Raw genomic sequence first — 23,363 nt, forward strand, 5'->3', positions numbered from 1 at the left:
ACAAAATATTTAACTAACCCTTAAAAGTTATTTTTTCTCCCTCGTGTCACGCTTACCAAACAAAGCCGTACCTACACGGACCATGGTTGCCCCTGCTGCAATTGCAGCGTCTAAATCGCCCGACATTCCCATGCTTAATGTATCCCAGTCTTGCACATTGGCATGTTGCTCTTTCACCTCATCAAATAGCTTTTTAGCATCTGCGAAAGCAGCGGTATTGTCCGGTGCCGGAATGACCATTAAGCCACGTAGTTTAATTTTCGGCAGTTGACTAATTTGAGCAACCAATTCCGCAACTTCTTCTGGTGCACAGCCATCTTTACTGTCTTGCCCATCAATATTCACTTGCAAACAAATATTAAGTGCAGCTTGGTCATCACCACGTTGGTTAGATAATCGCTCTGCAATAATCAAACGGTCTACACCATGTACCCAATCAAACTTTTCAGCCAAATGCTTAGTTTTGTTGCGTTGAACATGACCAATAAAATGCCATTCAATGTCTAAGTCATGCAAAGCTTCAATTTTATCCAAAGCTTCTTGTAAATAATTTTCGCCGAATGCCCTTTGCCCTGCTGCATACATTTCACGCAATCTTTCACTTGGATGTGTTTTTGATACGGCTAAAAGTTGCACAGTTTCAGGCGCACGCTGAGCATGTTCACAAGCAGTTCTGATTTGCTGTAATACGTGCTGTCGCGCATCTTGCAGGTAATTCATTGACAAGGTTCTCATTTTCAAAAAACTTTTTTGCTTTTCACCTAAAGCGAGGTGTTGGTAAGCCTCGGTGAAAGCCGTATATTATTCTACAAAATAATGACATATTTTAATTTACTTGGGGAAATTATGGATATTACAGAGCTACTCGCCTTCTCTGTGAAAAATGGCGCGTCCGATTTACACCTATCTGCTGGCATGCCACCTATGATTCGTGTCGATGGTGAAGTTCGTCGTATTAACTTACCAGCCTTAGAACATAAAGATGTCCACCGCCTTGTTTATGACATCATGAACGATAAACAGCGCCGTGACTATGAAGAAAAACTTGAAACTGACTTTTCTTTTGAAGTACCTAATGTTGCACGTTTCCGTGTGAACGCATTTAACCAAAACCGCGGGGCTGGCGCAGTATTTCGTACCATTCCATCTAAAGTACTCACCATGGAAGATTTAGGCTTAGGTCAAATCTTTAAAGATATTTGCGACTATCCTCGCGGGATTGTACTGGTGACAGGGCCAACAGGTTCGGGTAAATCAACGACGCTTGCAGCAATGATGGACTATATTAATGAAAACCGTTATGACCATATTTTAACGGTTGAAGACCCAATCGAATTTGTACACCAGTCAAAAAAATGCCTGATTAACCAGCGTGAAGTACATCGTGATACACATGGCTTTAATGAAGCACTTCGTTCAGCACTACGTGAAGACCCTGATATTATTTTGGTCGGTGAGATGCGTGACCTTGAAACGATTCGATTAGCACTTACTGCTGCCGAAACAGGTCACTTGGTATTTGGTACGCTTCACACCACGTCAGCTGCAAAAACCATTGACCGTGTAATTGACGTATTCCCTGCCGAAGAAAAAGACATGGTTCGTGCCATGCTGTCTGAATCTTTACAAGCCGTTATTTCGCAGACCCTACTTAAAAAGAATGGCGGTGGTCGTGTGGCAGCACATGAAATCATGATTGGTATTCCTGCCATTCGTAACTTAATTCGTGAAAACAAAGTCGCACAAATGTATTCAGCTATTCAGACGGGTGCCAACCATGGTATGACGACCCTCGACCAAAGCTTAAAAAATTTGGTGTCTCGTGGTGTAATTAGCCCGCAAACGGCTCGTACAGCGGCGAAACAGCCTGAATCATTCCTATAAAAATAACAAAACAGCGAGAATACAATTATGGATTTTAATGACTTACTCAACCTCATGGTTGAGAAAAAATCATCGGATCTTTTTATTACAGATGGCGTTGCACCATCGATGAAGATTAACGGGCAAATTGTTCCAATTTCAAAAAATAGTCTTTCAGGCGAAGTAATTGGTCAACTCTTACATTCCATCATGAGCGACAAACAGCGTAAAGAATTCGCAGAAACTCGTGAATGTAACTTTGCCATTATGAACCGCGATAAAACGGCGCGTTTTCGTGTGAGTGCTTTTCAGCAACGTGACATGCCAGGCATGGTTCTACGTCGAATTGAAACTAAAATTCCTTCGATTGATGACTTACAGTTACCTACTGTGCTTAAAGATTTATCGATGACCAAACGTGGCATTATTATTTTCGTAGGTGCAACAGGTACAGGTAAATCGACTTCATTGGCTTCAATGATCAGCCATCGTAACCATAACTCTAAAGGCCATATCATTACCATTGAAGACCCGATTGAGTTTATTCACGAACATGCTGGCTGCATTATTACTCAACGTGAAGTCGGTATCGATACTGACTCATTCGAAATTGCTTTAAAAAACACGTTACGACAAGCACCAGATGTCATCTTAATTGGTGAGATCCGTTCCCGTGAAGTCATGGACTACGCAATTGGCTTCGCTGAAACAGGTCACCTTGTATTAGCTACCATGCACGCCAACAATGCCAACCAAGCACTCGACCGTATTATTCACTTCTTTGAAAGTGACCGACATAGCCAGCTCTACATGGACCTGTCGCTTAACTTAAAAGCCATGATTGCACAGCAGCTTATTCCAACGCCGGATGGTAATTCACGTCGTGCAGCGATTGAGATTTTAATTAACTCACCATTAATTTCAGACTATATTCGTAAAGGTGAAATTCATGAAATTAAGGACTTGATGAAACGCTCACGTGAACTGGGTATGCAGACCTTTGACCAAGCTTTATTTGATTTATATAAAGCAGGCCAAATTACTTATAAAGATGCCCTTAAACATGCCGACTCACCAAACGATTTACGTTTAACGATTAAGCTTGCAAATGAAGGTCCTGATCAAATTACAGACGAAAAACAGCATTTAACTTTCGACCGTCAGTAATTTCTTCATAAAAAAAGGAAGGTTAAACGTAACCTTCCTTTTTTTATTTGTTTTCTTTATGTGAAAACGATTATTTCTTGCGCAATGCATCCTGACATTCAGGTTCATTACAGTAACCATAGAGATTTAATGAGTGACCCGTTAAGGTGAACCCATGTTGTTCTGCTACAGAATGCTGTTCTTTCTCGATAACATCATTAGTAAATTCAATAACTTTGTTACAGTTTTGGCAAACCAAGTGATCGTGGTGGTCTTCTTGCATAATTTCGAAAACAGAATGATTATTTTCAAAATGATGACGTTGAATAATACCCGCAGCTTCAAATTGTGTTAACACACGGTAAACTGTCGCAAGTCCGACATCTTCCCCTTGCTCTAACAAAGTCTTGTAAATATCTTCAGCGCTAAGATGATGTTGTTTTGAATTTTCTAATAATTCCAAAATCTTAATTCGTGGAAGGGTAACTTTAAGTCCAGCTTTGCGCAAATCTTGATTGGAAATAGGCATGAAAAAAGGTCTCTCAACAAATCTCAAGTTGGAATAGGCAATAGAATTTATATGAAGTATGATCTATCCTTTGATCAAATGCATCATAATTTATTGGGATAGTGTAGCAAAATGCAAAAACTCGTGCTGACGTTATTCGTCACTTCACTCCTAGCTGGTTGTTCAATCTTTGGTGTATATAAGGTTGATATTCCTCAAGGGACTCCATTGACTAAAGCTCAAGCCTCTCAAGTACAGGTCGGCATGAATTTCCAGCAAGTGCGCTTTTTGCTTGGTAGCCCAACAGTGACTGATCCCCTCAATCCACAACGTTGGGACTATATCTACAACTATATCCCGGGAACATATGCTAAAAAAGCGAAAATCCCCGCAGCACATGGTCAGCATTTAAAAATTTACTTTGATGGAACTGGAACTGTAACTAAAATTGAAGGTTTAGAGACTATTCCAGAATCGCAACCAGGTTTACCTGCTTCTAAAGAAGCAATTTTAACTGCCCCACCACTATAATCGTTTTTTCTAATAAAAAGAAACCCCTCAAGTGAAAAAACTTGAGGGGTTTTGCTTATTGAGCTGATTGCTTAAAGCGATTGCCTTTAATGTATCTGCCTACAGGGTTCTTCGCAGCACGTTTTCTACGAATGTCTTTTGGATTAATCGTTAAAGGTCTATAAACCTCAACTCGATCACCTGCATGTAGTACGGCATCAGCTTCTACTTTTACTCCAAAAACGCCGAGCTGAAGTGGTTCAGGCAAATCAACTTGACTTGATAAACCACTGACTTGAACTGCCTGTGAAGCAGTCATTCCCTGTTCAAATGGAACAGAGATTAGAAACTGTTGCTCTGGCGCTGCAAACGCAACCCAAACTTGTTGAATGCGTTCCATTAGATACTTTGCCCAATTACAGCAATCATTGCCACAATAATTGAAAGCGGCAATACGATACGTACAGCAATACGCCATAGGTTATAAAAAAGCTCATTGCTAAAATTCATCGATTTACGTAAGTGACTAATTTTCATAATCCAACCTGCAAAAATTGCATAGATCAAACTAATGAGTAAGCCCCAAAGCATAAGAATCAGCGTAAATAAGTTATGAAGTTCAGGCATAGCCCAAACTGCAATCGCAACAATAAGAATCACCCATTGTAAAACAGGCATAAGCTGACGCTGAGCAAGTTGTTCTCTTGCTAACTGCACAAATAATGCTGATGTCATCACGCCAGTAAATATCCACGTAAGGACTGGTAATTGAGCTTGAAGCGAGAAGAAACCAAAAGCAATTACAGCAATGAGCTGAGCCAACCAAATTGGAAGAACAGTTTTAGTTGCACCTTCTTGAGTCTGAACAGTGCCAACACTATTTTGCCAGTAAAGTCCTAAACCTAACCCGCTCGCTACAAGTGCAAGTACGGTTGCATTACCCCACTCTTTAAACTCTACATTGGTCCAATGCCAAGGCTGTAACGTGGTACCCATCATATTTGCCAACACAATAGAAGCGATTACCCCTATGGTCATTAACAAAACAAGAATTTGACGAGGAATAAATGATAAGACCAAGGCAGCAACTGCAAGGCCTGCAAAAATGATTTGACCGGAAACGCCTGGGGCAAACTGCGCAACTAATATATTGCTTGCAGTGCTCAGTACATTACCCGCTAAGAAAGGAATAAAAACAACAGCAAGCCAGCCAACCACGCGCCATTTAGGTGAACTATCTGCTTCACGAGTTAAACTCGATAACGCATTTAAAGCGGTTGTTTTAGATCGTTTTGCTAAAGCAATTTCCAAATAACAAACTGGTAATGCCAATAATAACATTGTGCCAAACCACAATAACCAGAAATCGAGCTGACGATCAATCTGGATGCCCATGGTTGGTGCCAAAGTGGCCATGATGACAAAAGATAAGCAAAACGCCATAAGAGGCGATAACCAACGTGACATAGGTATGTCCTGCATTATGCATTCCTTGAAAAAGTCTTTAGATATTTTGCCCGTCTCATGCATGAAAATCAAAGTCTGCACAATAAAAAAAGCAAACCACCGAAACGATAGTTTGCCGCGCTAACTGTATATTAGAGTTTTTCGAGTTAAATTTATGAGAAAAAACGGGCGAACCAGTTCTTTCCTTTCTTCTTTTCTTTTTCTCTAATAATCCCCATCATATTTTCTTTTACTGCCCCTACATAATCAGCATCATCATGTTGAATATGATTAATTAACCATTTAGCCAAAATTTCTTGTAATTCAGCTTCTATAGTATGCCCCATTTCAAAACGCTCACGATATAACTCTATTTTTTTAATAAATAAGTCATGTACGCGTTTATGAGGTACTCTATATTTATAATCAGCTTCTTCTTGCAAACTTTCTTCAAAGGTAAAATGTGACTGTGTATAATCGATAATATTGTCTAAAACATCTTTAATACGACGTCTATCTTCATCATCTTTTACATCATCAATCTCATTAATATAATCAAGTATTCGTTTGTGTTGCTCATCAATAACATCAATACCCGTATTATATTCTGAAGCCCATTTCATTTTCATACACCACCCCCAATGATGTTCAATGACTGTTGCATAAGCCGCATCTTATCTTTAAAGGGTATAAATAAAAACAAACCTATTTCGTCGGCTTTATATAAATAAAAATAGATAATGAATTAAGTTTTTGATTTTTAAAAAATTAATTAATATTAACCAACTAAAACAATAAAGTATTTTTTAAACAAAATACTTTATTATTAATTAAGTAAATATATATATTAATTAAGCATTTACACTCATTTACTTAAAAATTAATATTGGTCTGCCCGAGTAATACGTTTAAGTTCAGGGTTTTTCTCTTCACGTATTAATCTTTCAACATGTGTTATTGATTTTTTTATAGGCTGACCATGTTGAAATAAAATCATTTCACCGGGTTGATAAGCTGTCCAAGTTTCATTATGTGTTAAAGGCTCAGTAGTAATTACTGCCACACGATCTTCAGGAGTAGTTACCTGACTAAAATCAACTTCGACATCTAAATCAATTAAATGTGCATTATTAAATGGATATTCACGAACTAACCAATGTAATTTAGTAATGGCATAACTAAATAAAGCTTTACCATTAGATAAACAGAAATTAAATGTGCCATATTCTGCAATTTGCGGAGAAATTTTTTCTAACACTTCAAATATCTGCTCAAGACTTGGCTCTTCATAACCAAATACTTCTACGAGCTGGTCGAGTAAATAACAAAATGCTCTTTCGCTATCTGTATTTCCTACAGGTGTAAAACGCCCGCTCAAAGGTGGATTAAAATCATGTAAATCGCCATTATGGGCAAAAATCCAATGACGTCCCCACAACTCACGAATAAAAGGATGTGAGTTCTCAAGCGTGATTTTGCCTTGGGTCGCCTTACGAATATGGGCGATTACATTACGCGATTTGATGGGATAATTACGAATAAGATCAGCTATTGGAGATTCAACCGCAGACTGGTTGTCTACAAATAAACGGCATGCCTTGTCTTCAAAAAAGGCTATACCAAAACCATCACTATGGTCAGAGGTAATTCCTGCGCGCTGTGAAAAACCACGGAAAGAAAAAGTGATATCCGTTGGTGTTGCACAATTCATTCCTAATAGCTGGCACATATTGTTCTAAACTTTTCGCTTCATTACCTCATACATACTATTGTGCATGAGAGTAAAATAGCTTGTAAATCCCAATATGCGCTCGCTATTACAAAATATAAGATATCTTTATCGTTGAGCCATTTTGTTCATTACAAAGGAAGTCGCGATTTTATTTACTTCCAAAAATACAAAATAATCGAGACAGTTAAATTCAGCATCAAAAAAGGCATCTTTAGACAGTTTAGATTGCATACTCAAATACATTTGGAACAGTTTTGGCATACGTTCATCTTGAGGAAAGCTGAACTCTGGATATTCTGGTTCATAAATTTTTTTAGAACGAATATCGATGGTTTTACTGTCTGGTAATTGCTGAATCTGACGGTGCGTATAGTACGCTCTAGCCAAATTATCTTGCAGATGAATACTTACACAGCCCATCAAATATTTAGCGCGCATTGACCACAACACTTTAGGTGCTAGATTCAGCCATAACGTTGAAAGTGCCTTACCATTACGAAAGCGAGGATGTACACAGGTACGCCCTATTTCTAATACATTTGGTAAATGGGATAAATGAGGAACAATATCAAACTCATGAGCACTATAGCTTTGCGCTATTTCATGGCCTTGAAAGAGCTTGAGTCGTGTATAAGCCACAATCTCTCCTGTCCATTTCTCACGTAATACTGCATGCTCACAGCTAAAATCGTAAATATCTTGATCTAAGTTATCTTCAAAATGAATACCGAATTGTTTACTAAATTGTTGTGCGCGAAACCGTTGTACATCTTGTAATTCTTTTAAATTATCAACCCATTCAAAGCGAAATTGTGTTTGATTCGTAGTCTTATGACGATTTAGAGGTAAAGTCCACGTTTGGCGATATTGATTAAATTTTTCCAGCATAATGAACGCTCCTAGTGACACCCCTTACACTAGTCAAAGCTCATGACAAAAAAATGACCAAAATTAAATGACATAAAAAAAGACCACTTAGCGTGGTCTTTTAATCAAAATACTCACTTTAGTGAGATGCATTTGAGCGGTTAGAAATGAGTGTACCCACACCGTGATCTGTAAAGATTTCAAGTAATGTCGCATGTGGTACACGACCATCTACAATGTGTGCACTCACAACACCGCCTTTTACAGCATCAAGCGCACAACCTACTTTAGGAATCATTCCGCCGTAAATCACGCCTGTCTCGATTAAACGGTCAACTTCTTGTGTAGTTAAACCAGTTAAGAGATTTTTGTTTTCATCTAATACACCAGTAATATTGGTAAGCAGAATTAATTTTTCTGCACCTAATGCTTCAGCAACCTTACCAGCAACCAAGTCAGCATTAATGTTGTAGGTATTACCTTTTTCATCGACACCTAATGGTGCAATAACTGGAATAAAGTCACTTTGGGTAAACATCTCTAATACGTCTGTTTTTACCCCAGTCACTTCACCCACCATACCTAAGTCGATATGTTTGATAGAACCGTCTTCTTCGTGCTTTTCCATTAATAATTTACGGGCACGTAATAGATTGCCATCTTGACCTGTTAAGCCAATCGCACGTCCACCATGTTTATTAATTAAATTAACAATAGATTTGTTTACGCTACCGCCCAATACCATTTCAACCACTTCCATAGTGGCTTGATCGGTCACACGCATACCATCAATACGGTCAGACTCACGGCCTAATTGTTTTAAGAAAGAGTCAACTTGTGGGCCACCACCATGTACAACAACCGGGTTTAAACCCACAGTTTTAAGTAAAACGATATCGCGAGCGAATGAACTTTCCAATTCCGGATCAGTCATCGCATTACCACCGTATTTCACCACCAGCGTCTTACCAGAAAAACGTTGAATATATGGCAAAGCTTCAATCAAGATTTTTGCTTTGTCGACGCCAAGATGCTGATGTTGTGGCATTGCGCCTCTCCTTATTAGGCCTCAGAAAGTTCTTGTGCAATTTGCGGATAACGCTCTTGCAACATATCAATAAATTTTTGCTGAATTTCCTTTAAACGCAAAGGACTATCAGCATCAAATCTTACGGTAAAATACTCACCCGTATTTGATGCTCGAATAATGCCAAAACCATCATCAAAATCAAGACGTACGCCATCAATTTTACTAATATGAGCGCCTAAACGATGGCTCAAAATTTCAATATCTTGCAATACATGCTTAGGGTCTGATTGATGAGTACTAATATAGGTATCTTCGGTACAGCATCTTTCAGGATAAATAGAAAATAAATCAGAAACTGTTGCCGCACTAGACTCGGTGAAATATTCCATTACACGTAGTGCAGCATATATACCATCGTCATATCCAAAACCACGTCCGTCATTAAACACATAGTGGCCAGCATATTCACCACCAAAAATGGCTTGCCCTTTAGACTTAGATAAATAAGAACGGAGGAAACTACTACCCGTACGAATCATTTTCGGTTTACCACCGAGTCGCTCTACGGTTCTTTGGACCATCAGCGAGCATTTCACATCAAATACGATTTCTTTATCTGTTTGTTGTTCCAGACACATTTGTGCAAATAGCGACAATAAACGGTCAGCTGTAAGTATGTTGGCTTTCTCATCGAGTAATACGACACGATCACCATCACCATCAAGCGCAATACCAATATCGGCACCTTGCTCAATAATCGTTTTTCGTAACTCTTTCAAATGTGCAGCATGTGAAGGGTCTGGCGCATGGTCAGGGAACTCGCCATTTGGAGTAGTACGTAAGGCAATTACCTCACAACCCATTTTTTCAAGTACCAGTTTCGCACAGTGCCCTGCCGAACCGTGTAAACCATCCAGCACTACTTTTAATGGGCGTTTGAGTTGAATATCGTTAAAGAGAGCCTGTTGGTATTTTTTGCAAAATTCTGATTTAAATTGAGGAGTTGATAATTCTAATAATGAAATTGGATGAGTCGGAACATAAGTTTGCGCAAACTCACCGACTTGCTGAATCATTTCTGGAGATGGGGGTTCACCTCTTAAAATCCATTTAATACCATTATCTGATTTCGGATTATGACTAGCGGTTACCATAATTCCGTTACCACCAAACTCACGTGCAATGTAATACATCATCGGAGTCGAGCAGCAACCAATGTTTGTAACTGTTAAACCCTGCTCTACTAGTATCTCTTCGATTAAATGCGCATAAGCTGGACTCGTTAGGCGTGCATCATAACCAATGATCAGTTGAGCTTGTTCTGCTTGTTTATATTGTTGTGCCAATCCATAGGCAATTGAACGGACGACGTCCGTAGTTAAATAAGAAAGTTTGCCTCTAATATCGTAAGCACGGAAAATATTTTTTGGAAATGAGTGTCTTACATTCATAGCGTATCTTCTATTTAAAGATCAATTTGATCTATCGCAAAAACATAGAGTATTCAAAATCTGAAAAATGGGTATTTGCTAAAAAAAGTTAAAAGAATATGAGTAAAGCGTTTTGTAATATAATTCATTGTAACATTCAAGGTGTAAAAAGAAACACTTGTAAAACAAGCGTTTCTTTTCATTATTTTTTATAAATTAATTATTGTTTACCAGTGTGACCAAAGCCGCCTGCGCCACGTAAAGTTTCTTCAAATTCCTCTACTTGCTCAAATTCAGCCTGAACTACTGGAACTAAAACATACTGTGCTAAACGCTCACCCGGTTCTAAACGGAATGTGGTTTGACCACGGTTCCACACTGAAACCATCAACTCACCTTGATAATCCGAATCAATCAAACCAACTAAGTTGCCAAGCACGATACCGTGTTTATGGCCTAAACCTGAACGCGGTAGAATTAAACCAGCAAAATTCACATCATGAATATAAATTGCCATACCTGTTTTAACCAAAACAGTTTGGCCTGGTTCAATCTCAATTGCTTCATCTAAACAGGCACGTAAATCTAAACCTGCTGACCCTGCTGTTGCATATGAAGGTAAAGGCCACTCTTTACCTAAACGCGGATCGAGCAATTTAACTTGAACTTTCATGGGATTTCCTAAAAATTAAAAAAATTAACGCTTTAATAAAGCTTTTAAATTTGCCAAATATTGTTGAGCCTGTTCTTTAGGATCAACATTTGCTGCAATTTTCTTTTTACGCCCTAACCATTCGAGCTCGTCTTGCGGAAGCTCATCGAGGAAACGGCTTGGGGTCATCTGTTTCATTTGACCACCATTTTTACGCTGCTCTGCCAAAGTCAAAGTTAAGCCTTGACGTGCACGGGTAATTCCCACGTACATAAGACGGCGTTCTTCTTCAATAGTTTCAGCAGCAATCGAGTTCTTATGCGGCAACAGCTCTTCTTCAAGCCCCATAATATAGACATATGGGAATTCCAAACCTTTAGCGGCATGTAGAGTAAGTAAGTTCACTTTATCAGTGTCCTCTTCCTCTTGCTGCTGCTCTAACATATCAAGCAAGACTAGTTTTCGAATCACACTTTCAATGTTCTTTTCATCAACATCTTCAGCACGATTAATTAAGTTTTGAATACTACTAAACAAGTTCTCGATATTATCGAGTTTACTTTTTTCTTGCGCAGGCGTTGCGGACTGCTCACGAATATAGTCGATATAACCCGCTTCATTCATCATTTGACGAACTTTAGGCACAGGCTCATCATCTTCCAACAGCTCACGTGTAAACGTCGAGATAAAATCAGCAAACTCATGCAATTGAGTTTCTGCCTTTTTAGGAAGCACCATACTTAGACGTTGGTCAGAAGAAGCACCAAGTAAAGACAAATTATTTTCTTGTGCAAATAAGCCTAGTTTTTCAAGAGTAACTGGGCCAATCGCACGTTTAGGCGTATTAATAATACGTAAGAAAGCACTGTCATCTTCTGGGTTAATAATAAGACGTAAATAACTCATTACATCTTTAATTTCTGCACGAGCGAAGAACGATGTACCACCAGAGAGTTTGTACGGAATCTGCATTTGGCGAAGTTGTGTTTCCAATACACGCGCCTGGAAGTTACCACGGTACAATACAGCGTAATCTTTCCAGTTCTTACCATTCATAAGTTTGTGAGTCAGTAAGTCTTTGACCACACGTTCTGCTTCATCATCATCATTACGACAGGTAATAATTCTGATGACCTCACCATGGCCTTTATCACTCCACAATTTTTTATCAAAAATATGCGGGTTATTTTGAATCACACAGTTCGCAGCTTTCAAAATACGGCTGGTCGAGCGGTAATTTTGTTCAAGCTTAATAATATGAAGATTTGGGAAATCCTGTTTAAGCAAAGCCATGTTTTCAGGCTTAGCCCCACGCCATGCATAAATTGACTGGTCATCATCACCTACGGCAGTAAACTGCCCCATTACGCCAACTAGTAATTTCACCAAAATATATTGCGCGGTGTTGGTATCTTGATACTCATCCACTAGCAAGTAACGAACACGGTTTTGCCACTTGTCACGCACTTCTGCATTTTCTTGCAATAAGCGGGTAGGCATAACAATGAGGTCATCAAAATCAACTGCATTGTAGGCACGTAAATTACGTTCATAAAGTTGATAAAGATGGGCAAACTGGACGTCTTCAGGTGTTTCACACGTCGAATGTGCTTGCTCAGGCAAAATCAGATCGTTTTTCCAATCTGAAATTTTCTTCATTGCCTTGGCAATTAGTTCTTTACTCTCTGCACCCGATAAATTATCGCGATGCATCAAATCCATCAAAATACGTTTACAGTCATCCGCATCCAAAATCGAAAAATTAGCTTTTAAAGGTAAATTTTTAAGTTCTAAACGTAAAAGATTTAAACCAAAAGTATGGAAGGTCGAAACGGACAAACCTTTTGCTTCTTCACGTGATAAAAGCTTAGTGACACGCTCTTTCATTTCACGTGCAGCTTTATTGGTAAAGGTCATCGCTGTAATACGATGCGCAGGAATACGGCAATGTTGCACCAAATAAGCAATTTTACGCGTAATTACCGATGTTTTACCTGAACCAGCGCCAGCAAGCACCAATAAAGGGCCCTGAGTATATTTCATGGCTTCTTCTTGCTTGTTGTTCAGTTGACTGGCAGATGACATCGTGTATTACCTCTTAATTTTTCGAGCATGATTATAGTCATCTCTTTTTTAGAATCCCAATAGTAAATCTACGGATATGTATAAATGATGTCTAATAATGCAATTTATACGCCGCAGAATGTCGTGATTATTTTTTATACTTCACCCATAAAAAAACCACCCGAAGGTGGTTTTTGAAACAATAAACTAGATCTTATTGTTTAGCGTAAATGCTGATTTCTACACGGCGGTTTTGTTCACGACCAGAAGCAGTTGAGTTGTCTGCGATTGGGTTAGAAGAACCATAACCTTGTGCATCGATACGGCTAGATGGAACACCTTTACCAGCTAAATAGTTTTTAACTGATTGAGCACGCGCTTGAGATAATGGGATGTTAATAGAGTCATTACCAGTGTTATCTGTATAACCAGTAACTAAAATCGCGCTCTTGTTATCTTCAGCCAATGTTTGAGCTACTTTGTCCAAAGTTGCATAGAAGTTTGGCTTGATGTTTGATTTGTTAGTATCAAAAGTAATGCTACCAGGCATGATCAATTGAACAGAACCATCTGGGTTACGGCCTACTTCTACACCAGTACCAGCCATTTGTTCGCGTAATTTTTTCTCTTTTTGGTCAAGATATAAACCGCCAGCTGCACCAAGAACTGCACCAATTGCTGCAGCACGGTTGTTTTGACGGCTAGAGTTTGCATTTGATTTAGAAATACCGTAGCCAGCTGCTGCGCCGATCAAAGTACCTAATGCGGCTTTATCGTATTCAACGCCACCAAGGTTATTACCTGTTGTTTGACAACCAGAAAGTACTACTGCTGCCCCTACCACTGTTGAAATAACTAATGCACGCATTGCATGCCTCCTCACTTTGAGTGTTTTGTTGTTGAATGAATAATGAAACAAAAAGGAAGTATAAAACATTGATATTTTGTTAATAATAAACAGTTTAGTTAGTTTTTTGTAATATTTTGATGCACTTTAAGACGTGCACTCATCACAATTTCTTCATTGTTGTCTAAGATATCGTTGTATTTCATTTCACGATAGTTATAGTTGAACAACTTTCTATGGATTTTAGATATTCGGGGCCATTTATATGTCAACTGCACCCAATAAGCAATCTGCGCTAAAAAAAATTACACGTGGACTCACTGTAGGTACAGTCATCACAGGTAGCACCTTTTTTCATGGACCACCTGTATTGGCTTTGGGCTTAACCAAGTTATTTAAAAAATCATCCAAAGTAGATGAAACCAACATTCAAATTACAAACAGCTGGCTCAGTGTCAATAATTGGCTCATTGACCATGTTCTACCTAATTTAAAATGGGATATTACGATTGACGAAGGTCTTGATTTAAGTATGCAAGGCCGTTACTTAATGACCTGTAACCATCAAAGCTGGGTTGATACTACCGTAAATCAGTATTTCGGTTTAACCCGTATGCCCCTTACCCGCTTTTTTACCAAGTGGGAACTCATCTTTATTCCTTTCGTTGGTCAAGCCTTTAAAATTTTAGGCTTCCCAATGATGAAGCGTCATACCAAAGAGCAAATTGCGAAAAACCCTGAGCTTAAAGACCGCGATATGATGGAAGCACGTAAAGCGTGTGAACAGCTCTTGAGTCAACCTTTTACTTTATTAAACTATTTGGAAGGTACACGTTTTACCCAAGAAAAACATGACCAACAAAATTCGCCATATAAACATTTATTGAAACCTAAAGCTGGCGGTTTGGCACTCGCTCTAAATATTTTGGGCGACAAAATTGATGCTTTAGTTGATATGACCATTGTCTACCCTGACGGTGTACCGGGTTATGGCGATTTCTGGTTAGGTGATGTTTCACAAATTGCGGTAAATCTTCGTAAAATTGAAATACCAGCTTGGGTACTCGGCGGTAACTATGAAGATGACCCAGTGTACCGTGAACGCTTTCAACAATGGGTACATGAACTCTGGACTGAAAAAGATCAACTCATCGAACAAATGAAAGCTCGATATACTACTTCAACTCATTAAAAGCATTTACAGCTATGCAAAACAGTTCCAGAAAACAAGCAAAATATTACCACATGGACCCAAGCAGCGCTTCATTTAAGCTGTTTTTGATTTATGACATCTTTATGGTGTTTATCATTATTTTCAATCTGTTCTGTCTTGCAGCAAATTTCTTTTTAATGAGCAGTATTGGGGCATGGTTTTTTGAACATATTCACCTGCCCCAAGTACTTACGTTTTATAAAACTTATTTACACCCTTGGGTAATTACAACTGAAGCTTGGTTTATTGGCTTTTTAATTACTGAATTTGTTGTCCGCTGGGGCATTTCAATTGTTTATAAACATCACAAACGTTGGTTTTTCTTTCCATTCATTCACTGGTATGAAATTTTAGCCATTATTCCACAATTGCGTTTTTTACGTTTATTTCGTGCTGGCATTATCGCGTATCGCTTATATGAACTAGGCTATCCTGTTATTCCAGAAAGCTGGAGAAAAACTGGGCTATTTTATTATCGTGTTGTTATGGAAGAGCTATCTGACCGTGTTGTTATTACGGTTATTGATGGCATTCGTAATGAGCTTCAAACTAGCTCAACACATAAACAAATTATTCATGAGTTAGTTAATCACCATCGCGAACAATTTACAGTTACCCTAACCTCTATATTGCAAGAATCTTTAGCGACTGCTTTAAAAGAACAAAAACCTGCAATCACAAAAGGTGTGGGACAAATTGTTGATCAGGCAATAGAAGATACGCCGGAGTTAACCCAATTATTACGCTTAATTCCTTTAGTGGGTAGCCGTATCGAACAGCAAATTCAAAGTATTGGTCAGCGACTCGGTGAAAATATCAGTGCCGGTTTAATTGAACCTTTAATTGAAGGATCAAAAGATCAGCCCAATGCGACGTATCAATTAATTTCAGAAAAAATAAGTAACGTGAATATTAATAACCGTGAGCTTGAGCAACTTGTAGAGTCTGTGGTGTTTGAAAGTCTTGAAGCAATTCGCAAACAAGTTAAAGTCAAACAATGGCAACAAACCCTTGCGGAGCGTGATCGAATCAAAGAATAAGCATTTACTTAATTTTTTATGAAACACGCTAGAGAATTGGCACGATTTGTTCTAGCATTTGCTCTATTTACAATAAACTTAACGATATTACAGCTCGTTTTAACGCCTTGAAGGAAGACTTATGGCTGATATCCGGATTACCGGCAGAATGGTTAACTTTAGCAGGATAACCTTCGATACGAATGATCATGATGTGATCCGCCAGCAATTATCAAATATTCTAAATGAAGGTTCCTATCAGGGAACTGTCGTTATTATAGATAGTACAGTTGAACAAGAGCTCATTGCTTTAATTCAGCTCTTAGTTAGCTTAGGTTTGCAACCTATGGCGGTCATTGACGGCATTTTAGGTGATGAAGCACGCGCCATTCAGTTCCCTGTATTACCAGCCGACCAGCCATTACAACGCATCAAAGCAACCGCGGAGCAAGTTGCAATTGTAGAGAAACCGACACCTGCACAAGCTTCACCAGAAACAAAAAAACCACTAAATAATAATGCAGTTGCCCATATTACCTCTTATCATGATGAAATTTTGCGTACAGGCCAATCTCTTGTACAAGACCAAGGCGATATTATTTTAAAAGCTGGCATGAATAGTGGATCTGAAGTGATTGCTTCAGGAAATATACATATTTATGGCACGGTTCGTGGTAGAGTCATTGCTGGTGCGGGTGGGCACGCTGCTGCACGCATTTTTTGCCAATCTTTAGAGGCTGAACTCGTTTCCATTGCCGGAACATATTGTGTCGCAGATGATATCCCTAAACATGTGGTAAAAAAGCCAGTACATATTTATTTAAATGAAAAGCAAGAGCTTGAATTTGAAGCTCTAGAACTTTAGTTTATTAAGCAAATCACCAAAAAACAGCCCTTTTAAGGGTGTATGTATGACCATAATAGGAGTGGATTCGGTGGCCAAAATTGTTGTCGTAACATCAGGCAAAGGTGGTGTAGGTAAAACTACAACGAGTGCATCTTTTGCAACAGGTTTAGCCCTTCGTGGTCATAAAACTGTTGTGATTGACTTTGATGTAGGCTTACGTAACCTTGATTTAATTATGGGGTGTGAGCGTCGTGTTGTTTATGATTTCGTCAATGTAATTAACAATGAAGCACGTCTGCAACAAGCCCTTATTCGCGATAAAGATATCGAAAACCTTTATATTTTGCCGGCTTCACAAACCCGTGATAAAGATGCTTTGAGCGACGAAGGTGTTGCTCGTGTAATTGATGAGCTTGCTCAAGAATTTGATTACATTATTTGTGACTCACCTGCGGGGATCGAACGTGGTGCAATTTTAGCAATGTACCATGCAGATGAAGCAATCATTGTGACAAATCCTGAAATTTCTTCAGTACGTGACTCTGACCGCATCATCGGAATGTTAGACAGCAAAACTAAAAAAGTTGAACACAACGAAGGACGTATACGTAAGCATTTATGTATTACACGTTTTAACCCTGAACGTGCTGACCGTCAGGAAATGCTGACGATTGATGATATTTCTAAAGATATTTTACGCGTACCGACATTAGGTGTTATTCCGGAATGTCCAAGTGTATTACAAGCATCAAACGAAGGTAAGCCAGTTATTCTGTATTCAGAAACTAAAGCTGGACAAGCGTATGATGACTTGGTTGCTCGCTTTCTTGGCGAAGACCGCCCTTATCGACACATCACAGCTCAACCTAAAGGCTGGTTAGCACGACTATTTGGAGCGTAGATATGGCAGGATTCTGGAGTAAATTATTTAGCAGTGAAGAAAAACCATCAAGTGCTCAAACTGCCAAAGATCGTTTAAAAGTTATTGTTGCATCAGAACAAGGTTTAGGCCGTCGTTTAAGCCAAGACAAGATTGACCAAATGAAGAAAGAAATCATGCAGGTGGTGAGTCGTTATGTAAGCGGTGTAGGCGAACAGCATATCCAAATGCAAGTTCGTTCTGAAGCAAATATCGAAATGTTAGAAATGAATATCAATTTACCTGAAGAACGATAATTCTATTTCTGACTATTCAACAAATCAGAATCAAGGCAAAATAACGCAAGTTATTTTGCCTTTTTTAAAATGAGGAGATTGTCATGGCATTATCACAGCCAGCAACTTTCAATGAAGAATGGTCCGATGAGCGTGTTTTTGCCTACCTCAACCAACTTCCTCCAAATGGTGTGAACGCAGATTTTCACGTGCTCTACCATGCTTTCAAACATATGCGTCCAAATGACTATGAACGTCTTTTGACTAAATTTGTTGCAGATGGACGAGATATCAATGCAACAAACTCTGAAGGCGAACGCATTCATGACGTAATTGCTAAATTTCCGCGTCAATCAGCCCCGTTTTTAGAAGTTTTAGCAAAGTTTGCTTAAGCTTTTTATTTGAATAAGACTGCATAATCTATCTTGTAAAACTTAGTAGATAGATTATGTGGTTTATTCAAATATCTAAATTATTTACTTTTATAAAAAATAATCTTAAAGTCATCAGCACTATTTCATTCCAAATATAAATTCATGAATCCAGAACCTATTAATTTAAATCAAACACAATCTATCCAATCAAATCATATAGAAAATTTAAAAGTTATTAGCGTTAATAAGTTTATCTTTCTATCCTTTATTTCTTTTGGTCTATACCAAATTTGGTGGATATTTAAAGCATGGCGATTTTTTCTAATCAAAGATAAATTAAATATTATGCCTGCTGCTCGTGCAGTTTTTTCTATATTCTTTTTATATTCACTATTTAATCGCATAAAAAACTATGCAAAAGAACAAGGGTATATTAATGACTTCTCGTCAGGCTGGATGTATTTAGCATATCTCATTACAACTTTACTGGTTTACTTACCTGATCCTTATTGGCTCATCTCTCTCTGCGACATTATATTTTTAATACCCGCATTTAAAGCACTGAACTATGCACAAAAACAAATAGTAACGACAATTGAGCAAGAGAAATTCAATACCTCTCAAATCATTTTAATTATTATAGGTTCTATTATGTGGCTACTGATTTTTATCGGTTTTGTTATATCATTCCTATATAAGTGATCTAAAATTTAGTAATAAAAAAAAGCCTCTTAAAGAGGCTTTTTTTTATTGTCTGGATTTATCGGTTTCCAATCAGGAAAATACCGAATACAGTAAAAATACCACCTGAAATACCATCAATCCATTTTGAAAAATTACGGTAAGCCACTCTGAAACTCGGTAAGGAGAAAATAAACGTCACAAAGCAGAACCATAAAATCGTTTCAACTGACACAATAATAAAAAGCAACCAATGAACTTGATCAAGCTGAGGGTTAGCTAAAAATAAAGAAAACACACTACCAAAATAAATTACAGCTTTCGGATTTGATAAATTGGTGAGTAATCCTTTCATAAAAAATAAGTAAGGTGCTTTAGGCAACTCAACAGCTGTAACCTCTTCCTGCTGATTTTTTGAAAATGCTGAACGCAACATTTGATAGCCTAACCAACATAGGTACAAACCACCTGCGATGAGTAAACCTTGCTTTAACCAAGCCATTTTCTCAAAAATAATATTTAAGCCCATCAGTGCTAAAGATGCCCAAAACATAACGCCTGCTGTTATTCCTGCAACAACCAACATAGCTTCTTTACGAGAGCGGCTCACTGCGGTCTGTGATACCAGAAAAAAATCAGGCCCTGGAGTAATAAGCGCACAAAAATGAATAAAAGCTAACGTAATTAACGCGACTAACATGTTGTCCTCCTGATTTGTTTCATTGTTTTTTTATTTAGAAGCACACATTAGCATTTTTTACTATTTGATAAAATCTCAAACTCTCAGTTCAGAGCTATTATTTTTAACCACAAAAAAAGCCTCCGAAGAGGCTTAATTTCAAGTGAAGATATTAAACTAAAATATCGCGCTTACCATTGGCACCCATAGCACTCACAATACCGTTCTCTTCCATTTGGTCGATAATACGGGCAGCACGGTTATAACCTAGGCTAAACTTACGCTGTAATGAAGATGTAGATGCTTTGCGAGTTTCTAGGACAAACGATACACATTGGTCATAAAGTGCATCACGGTCTGAACCACCCTCACCTTCTTCAAAGCCACGAGATGCAGGTTCTTCATCAAATGGCGTTAAGATCTCATCTACGTAGTCTGGTTCACCACGTTCACGCCATGCGTCACAAATGCGGTTAACTTCATCATCACTAATAAATGCACCATGTACACGTTCTGGCTCAATCTTACCTGGCCCTAAGAACAGCATATCACCATGACCTAACAAGTCTTCTGCACCACCAGCATCCAAAATAGTACGTGAGTCAATTTTACTGTTTACACGTAAAGCTACACGCGTTGGAATATTGGCTTTAATAAGACCCGTAATAACATCTACCGATGGACGCTGAGTTGCAAGTAAAAGGTGAATACCGGCAGCACGAGATTTTTGCGCCAAACGCGTAATCATTTCTTCCGCTTTCTTACCTACCTGCATGATCATGTCGGCAAACTCATCTGCCACAATTACAATTGATGGTAACGGTGTTAAACGAGGTGCACGCTCTTGTGTCGCTGAGTCACTTGGCTTCCATGTTGGATCAATCAAGTCTTCCCCATTCGCAATTGCTTCTTCAACTTTTCGATTGTAGTCACTTAACTTACGAATTTTAAGGAACGACATAAGCTTATAACGACGCTCCATTTCATTTACACACCAGTTTAATGCACTAACTGCATCCTTCATGTCAGTGACTACAGGCGTTAATAAATGCGGAATATCGTTATAGTTAGCCAATTCAAGCTGTTTCGGGTCAATTAAAATTAAACGTAATTGGTCTGGCGTATACTTAAGTAACATCGATAAAATCATCGAGTTAACGGCAACAGATTTACCCGAACCTGTAGTACCCGCAACCAACATATGCGGTGCTTTTGCTAAATCGGTTAATACCGGATTACCCGAAATATCTTTACCCATTGCCATACTAATGAGTGCACTTGGGTCACGATATGTTGGAGTTTCCAATAGCTCGATCAAACGCACCATTTCACGGGCACTATTTGGTACTTCAATACCAATATATGGTTTACCCGGAATGACCTCTACAACACGTACCGAAGCCATAGACATTGAACGCGCCAAGTCACGGGAAATATTAGTCACTTTAGATGCTTTAACACCCGGTGCTAGGTCTAATTCAAAACGCGTAACAACTGGGCCTGGCTGAGCTTCAACCACCTGAGCCTTAACATTAAACTCTTGTAATTTAATCTCTAACAATTCAGACAAACGAGAAAGCTGCTCTTCAGTAAAGTTAACTTTCTTATTTGGATCAACCTTATCAAGCAGTTCAAAGCCCGGTAATGTTGGCAAATCTAAACGCTTCTTAGCTACCTGCATTGCACGAGACATTGGTCGACCAGATGCATCTGTTAATGGCGCATCAAAATCAAACTCATCTTCAAGATTGTCTTCTGGCTTTCCAGCAGTTTCTTGCCAAGCTTCAATAAACTCTTCTTTCGAAAGCTTCTCTGCACCAATCGTAGTTTGAATAGGTGCTTTTACAAATGCTGAAGATTGCGCATAGCTACTTGCTTTGACCGGTTGAGTTGCTGGAGCAATATCTTCATCAATTAATAAGTCATCGAAATCATCAAACACCTGTTCATTTGATAAGTTTTTAGGTGATTGATTTAAATTCGATACAGGTACAGATGTTTCAACTGATGTATGAGGTGTTTGCGGTGCTACTACTGGTTCAACATGATGATCTTGAACGAACGGCGTATGCACATCTGTTGCAGTTTTACTATTTGGAACTGCGGCCAGCAATTCATCAAAAATCTCATCATCATTCCAATCTAAACCTTGATGAGTATTCAATGTTTGAGGTTGTGCTTGTTTAGCCTGATAAGCCGTTTCTTGGAATTGCTCATGACTTGGATGTTCATTTGAATCATCCGCAGCTCTTAACAGCGCATCAATTTCTTGCTTATGACTTGCATCATCGCGCTGTAAAGCACGCCAAACCTCACCTGTCGCCACTAAACGCTCACTGTCTTTTTTGAGCTGTTGAGCTTGTTCAAGTGTACGCTCAAAGTTTTCTGGCTGAGGGGTTTGTTTTTCTTCAACAGTTTCAGGCTGGCTTTGCTCTTTCGCTAACACATCGGCAAATAAACGTTCCGCCATTTCATCATGTCGTGTAGAGCCAACTTTGGTTTGAGTTTTTTCTGGCTGAACATTTAGCTCTGCTTCATCAACAACTTCAGCTTTAGGCATCTCGGCAACTTTTACCGTTGCTGTTTTATTTGCAGGCTGTGTAGTTAAGTCATAAGCAGATTCATTTGGCGATACATTCTTATAGAATAAATCTTGTAAATAGCTTGGCATTGCTTTGAGCGTAACCCATGTTTTGCTCCACTGCACCCCAAATGCCAAAGTGAACAATACCACTCCGAAAACCAATAAAAATAAGGTCGCACCATAAATCGTTAACAGTTGAGATAAGCTTTGTCCTAACTCATAACCAATAATCCCGCCTGCCGCATTATCTAAAGTATCTGCGGGTACATTCCAGTGTAAGTAAAGCAAACTCGACACAACAAGAATTAAGAAGAATTGAGCAGCATAACGGAATGGACGGTTTAGAAAACTATGCGGCCACCATACTTGGATAGCTTCAACAAATAGAAAAATTGGAATAAGTAAACTTGCCCAACCTAAAAAGCCAAACAGCAAATCTGCAATCCATGCACCGGCAATACCACTTGCATTGGATACTTGCTGAGTATCACTTGAAATATGCATCCAGCCCGGATCAAATGGCGTATATGTTACTGTCGCCAGAAACATATAAATACCAAAAGAGACCAAGAATAATGTCATCAATAAGCGCTGTGCATAAACACTTGACACCGCAGTCATATACTGTCCTGTAACCCATTTAATTATTGGTTTAGAGATGTGAAGACCTACATTTCAGATCTTCAACGAATGAACTTTATATTATGCACCTGTTC

General features: G+C 38.7%; 24 protein-coding genes. 10 read left to right on the forward strand and 14 right to left on the reverse strand.

Going from position 1 to position 23,363, the window contains the following annotated elements:
* Window positions 1-27 precede the first annotated feature (27 nt).
* On the reverse strand, window positions 28-720 hold the full coding sequence (locus tag ACH8JV_RS10675; RefSeq protein WP_396521173.1) for a YggS family pyridoxal phosphate-dependent enzyme: 693 nt from the start codon (window positions 718-720) through the stop codon (window positions 28-30).
* Between the two features lie 126 nt (window positions 721-846).
* Here ACH8JV_RS10675 and ACH8JV_RS10680 point away from each other — a divergent pair, with 126 nt between their 5' ends.
* Window positions 847-1,884 carry a type IV pilus twitching motility protein PilT gene (locus tag ACH8JV_RS10680; RefSeq protein WP_107972265.1) on the forward strand — a complete coding sequence of 346 codons (1,038 nt, stop codon included), beginning with the start codon at window positions 847-849 and terminating at the stop codon, window positions 1,882-1,884.
* Between the two features lie 27 nt (window positions 1,885-1,911).
* Window positions 1,912-3,030 carry a PilT/PilU family type 4a pilus ATPase gene (locus tag ACH8JV_RS10685; RefSeq protein ID WP_151763478.1) on the forward strand — a complete coding sequence of 373 codons (1,119 nt, stop codon included), beginning with the start codon at window positions 1,912-1,914 and terminating at the stop codon, window positions 3,028-3,030.
* Between the two features lie 70 nt (window positions 3,031-3,100).
* Here the strand turns inward: ACH8JV_RS10685 and fur are convergent, their stop codons facing one another.
* Window positions 3,101-3,538, reverse strand: coding sequence for a ferric iron uptake transcriptional regulator (fur, locus tag ACH8JV_RS10690; RefSeq protein WP_002052029.1), 438 nt, complete (start codon window positions 3,536-3,538; stop codon window positions 3,101-3,103).
* A gap of 111 nt (window positions 3,539-3,649) precedes the next feature.
* Here fur and ACH8JV_RS10695 point away from each other — a divergent pair, with 111 nt between their 5' ends.
* Window positions 3,650-4,048, forward strand: a complete 399-nt coding sequence (locus ACH8JV_RS10695; protein ID WP_001170994.1) for an outer membrane protein assembly factor BamE — start codon at window positions 3,650-3,652, stop codon at window positions 4,046-4,048.
* A 55-nt stretch (window positions 4,049-4,103) separates the two neighbouring features.
* Here the strand turns inward: ACH8JV_RS10695 and ACH8JV_RS10700 are convergent, their stop codons facing one another.
* From ACH8JV_RS10700 to ACH8JV_RS10745, 10 genes are all read right to left on the reverse strand, one after another.
* A complete protein-coding gene (locus ACH8JV_RS10700; protein WP_311072223.1) occupies window positions 4,104-4,427 on the reverse strand; it encodes an RnfH family protein in 324 nt (107 codons plus the stop codon).
* Window positions 4,427-5,494 (reverse strand): hypothetical protein, encoded by a 1,068-nt coding sequence (locus ACH8JV_RS10705; protein ID WP_396521175.1) that lies wholly within the window; start codon window positions 5,492-5,494, stop codon window positions 4,427-4,429. Before ACH8JV_RS10705 ends, ACH8JV_RS10700 begins: the two co-directional genes overlap by 1 nt.
* 152 nt (window positions 5,495-5,646) lie before the next feature.
* The gene (locus tag ACH8JV_RS10710) at window positions 5,647-6,102 is read right to left on the reverse strand and encodes a bacteriohemerythrin (protein ID WP_000782976.1); all 456 of its coding nucleotides are present in this window, start codon (window positions 6,100-6,102) and stop codon (window positions 5,647-5,649) included.
* Between the two features lie 251 nt (window positions 6,103-6,353).
* The gene (locus tag ACH8JV_RS10715) at window positions 6,354-7,202 is read right to left on the reverse strand and encodes a class II glutamine amidotransferase (RefSeq protein WP_032047991.1); all 849 of its coding nucleotides are present in this window, start codon (window positions 7,200-7,202) and stop codon (window positions 6,354-6,356) included.
* A 108-nt stretch (window positions 7,203-7,310) separates the two neighbouring features.
* Window positions 7,311-8,093 carry a GNAT family N-acetyltransferase gene (locus tag ACH8JV_RS10720; RefSeq protein WP_114271870.1) on the reverse strand — a complete coding sequence of 261 codons (783 nt, stop codon included), beginning with the start codon at window positions 8,091-8,093 and terminating at the stop codon, window positions 7,311-7,313.
* Between the two features lie 118 nt (window positions 8,094-8,211).
* Window positions 8,212-9,120, reverse strand: a complete 909-nt coding sequence (gene argB, locus ACH8JV_RS10725; RefSeq protein ID WP_263613091.1) for an acetylglutamate kinase — start codon at window positions 9,118-9,120, stop codon at window positions 8,212-8,214.
* 14 nt (window positions 9,121-9,134) lie between these two features.
* Complete coding sequence (locus ACH8JV_RS10730; RefSeq protein WP_396521177.1) at window positions 9,135-10,553, reverse strand: phosphomannomutase/phosphoglucomutase; 1,419 nt, start codon at window positions 10,551-10,553, stop codon at window positions 9,135-9,137.
* Window positions 10,554-10,752: 199 nt separating this feature from the next.
* Entirely contained in the window at window positions 10,753-11,205 is a 453-nt protein-coding gene (dut, locus tag ACH8JV_RS10735) for a dUTP diphosphatase (protein ID WP_000868152.1), read from the reverse strand.
* Window positions 11,206-11,229: 24 nt separating this feature from the next.
* Window positions 11,230-13,269, reverse strand: coding sequence for a DNA helicase Rep (rep, locus tag ACH8JV_RS10740; protein WP_000093035.1), 2,040 nt, complete (start codon window positions 13,267-13,269; stop codon window positions 11,230-11,232).
* A gap of 193 nt (window positions 13,270-13,462) precedes the next feature.
* Window positions 13,463-14,116, reverse strand: a complete 654-nt coding sequence (locus ACH8JV_RS10745) for an OmpA family protein (protein WP_001202415.1) — start codon at window positions 14,114-14,116, stop codon at window positions 13,463-13,465.
* 244 nt (window positions 14,117-14,360) lie between these two features.
* Between ACH8JV_RS10745 and ACH8JV_RS10750 the strand changes: the two genes are divergently transcribed.
* From ACH8JV_RS10750 to ACH8JV_RS10780, 7 genes are all read left to right on the forward strand, one after another.
* Window positions 14,361-15,287 (forward strand): acyltransferase, encoded by a 927-nt coding sequence (locus tag ACH8JV_RS10750; protein WP_002051994.1) that lies wholly within the window; start codon window positions 14,361-14,363, stop codon window positions 15,285-15,287.
* Between the two features lie 14 nt (window positions 15,288-15,301).
* Complete coding sequence (locus ACH8JV_RS10755; RefSeq protein WP_396521179.1) at window positions 15,302-16,348, forward strand: preprotein translocase subunit SecA; 1,047 nt, start codon at window positions 15,302-15,304, stop codon at window positions 16,346-16,348.
* Window positions 16,349-16,469: 121 nt separating this feature from the next.
* A complete protein-coding gene (gene minC / locus ACH8JV_RS10760) occupies window positions 16,470-17,192 on the forward strand; it encodes a septum site-determining protein MinC (RefSeq protein ID WP_263613085.1) in 723 nt (240 codons plus the stop codon).
* Between the two features lie 70 nt (window positions 17,193-17,262).
* Window positions 17,263-18,075 carry a septum site-determining protein MinD gene (gene minD, locus ACH8JV_RS10765; RefSeq protein ID WP_134262941.1) on the forward strand — a complete coding sequence of 271 codons (813 nt, stop codon included), beginning with the start codon at window positions 17,263-17,265 and terminating at the stop codon, window positions 18,073-18,075.
* 2 nt (window positions 18,076-18,077) lie between these two features.
* The gene (minE, locus tag ACH8JV_RS10770; RefSeq protein ID WP_000896934.1) at window positions 18,078-18,350 is read left to right on the forward strand and encodes a cell division topological specificity factor MinE; all 273 of its coding nucleotides are present in this window, start codon (window positions 18,078-18,080) and stop codon (window positions 18,348-18,350) included.
* Window positions 18,351-18,433: 83 nt separating this feature from the next.
* Window positions 18,434-18,721, forward strand: a complete 288-nt coding sequence (locus tag ACH8JV_RS10775) for a PA4642 family protein (RefSeq protein ID WP_022575112.1) — start codon at window positions 18,434-18,436, stop codon at window positions 18,719-18,721.
* 144 nt (window positions 18,722-18,865) lie between these two features.
* On the forward strand, window positions 18,866-19,405 hold the full coding sequence (locus tag ACH8JV_RS10780) for a hypothetical protein (protein ID WP_396479744.1): 540 nt from the start codon (window positions 18,866-18,868) through the stop codon (window positions 19,403-19,405).
* A gap of 58 nt (window positions 19,406-19,463) precedes the next feature.
* On the opposite strand, the gene rhtC is transcribed toward ACH8JV_RS10780, so the two are convergent.
* Window positions 19,464-20,084, reverse strand: coding sequence for a threonine export protein RhtC (gene rhtC, locus ACH8JV_RS10785; protein WP_087606707.1), 621 nt, complete (start codon window positions 20,082-20,084; stop codon window positions 19,464-19,466).
* A gap of 151 nt (window positions 20,085-20,235) precedes the next feature.
* Complete coding sequence (locus ACH8JV_RS10790; protein ID WP_396521182.1) at window positions 20,236-23,268, reverse strand: DNA translocase FtsK; 3,033 nt, start codon at window positions 23,266-23,268, stop codon at window positions 20,236-20,238.
* Window positions 23,269-23,363 lie beyond the last annotated feature (95 nt).

The sequence above is a fragment of the Acinetobacter sp. ABJ_C5_2 genome (assembly GCF_044538485.1).
Classification (GTDB): domain Bacteria; phylum Pseudomonadota; class Gammaproteobacteria; order Pseudomonadales; family Moraxellaceae; genus Acinetobacter; species Acinetobacter nosocomialis_A.